The sequence below is a fragment of the Paenibacillus sp. 10L310 genome, assembly GCF_056395745.1.
Map to the genome: position 1 here is coordinate 1 of NZ_JBFTKC010000045.1, position 1,320 is coordinate 1,320.

Sequence of the window (1,320 nt, forward strand, 5' to 3'; positions counted from 1 at the left end):
TGATTAATTTCAGGTGGTGTCTCGGATGATTTCTAACCAACAATCTTTTAACCTTAGTCCATTTATGGACATATACGATATCGTCGTACCTAAAGATAATATGCTTCGTCAAATAAATGATCTCGTAGATTTTTCATTTGTTCAGGTAGAATTGCAGCATAGATACTGCCTCGACAATGGTCGCAATGCAGTGCCTCCCATTCGAATGTTCAAATACCTATTGTTGAAATCCATTTTCGATGTATCCGATGCGGATGTTGTGGAACGTTCTAAATATGACATGTCCTTTAAGTACTTTTTAGATATGGCGCCTGAAGATGAAGTCATTAATCCTAGTTCACTAACGAAGTTTCGCAAGCTTCGCYTGAAAGATGTGAACCTCCTCGACATACTTATTMAAAAGACCATGRAGATCGCGTTGGARAAAGAAATTATCAAAAGCAGYGCAATTATTGTGGATGCCACCCATACGAAAGCGCGATTTAAYCAGCTATCACCCAAAGAAATATTARTGCAAAAGTCTAAGTTGTTGAGAAAATCCGTTTACAAGATCGATGAAAAAATGAAGGATAAATTCCCACCGAAAACAACGACGAACGAATTATCTGATGAACTGGACTATTGCCAAAAAGTTGTAGATRCAGTAGAAAAAGAAGAATCCCTCCGTGAATACCSAAARGTGAAAGAAAAGCTGAACTACTTAAAAGAAATCATAGCTGATCACCATGAGCACTTTCAACTCAGCAATGATCCAGATGCACGAATAGGTCACAAAACGGCAGACTCCTCGTTCTTCGGTTACAAAACACATTTTGCTATGAATGGAGAACGAATTATTACAGCTRCGGTAATTACGACTGGTGAGAAAAGTGATGGAAAACAACTYCAAACTCTCATTGAAAAAAGTCGYGACACAGGTATGAAGATCGATACCGTCATTGGAGATACTGCCTATTCTGAAAAAGATAATATTCAATATGCCAATCACAAMGAACTACAATTAATATCAAAATTAAACCCTAATATCACACAAGGAACTCGTAAAAAAGAAGATGAATTTGAGTTTAATAAAGATGCATGTATGTACGTTTGTAAAGCTGGACATATGGCGATTCAAAGAGCGCGCACAGGTAAGAAAGGTATGAATAATAACCAAAAGAATACCTACATGTTTGACATTGAAAAATGCAAAGTATGCCCAATGAAAGACGGGTGCTATAAAGAAGGTGCGAAAAGTAAAACCTATTCTGTAACCATCAAATCGACCGAACATAAGGAACATGAGGCATTTCAAAATAGCGATGGTTTCAAAGAAAAATC

Annotated in this window: 1 protein-coding gene; it reads left to right on the forward strand. The window is 36.9% G+C overall.

All coding sequences use genetic code 11. The annotated features are described in order from the left end of the window. Positions 1-25: 25 nt before the first annotated feature. Positions 26-1,320, forward strand: a 1,295-nt coding sequence (locus AC1DE7_RS31570) for an IS1182 family transposase (RefSeq protein ID WP_477535890.1), incomplete at its 3' end; no start/stop codon positions are given.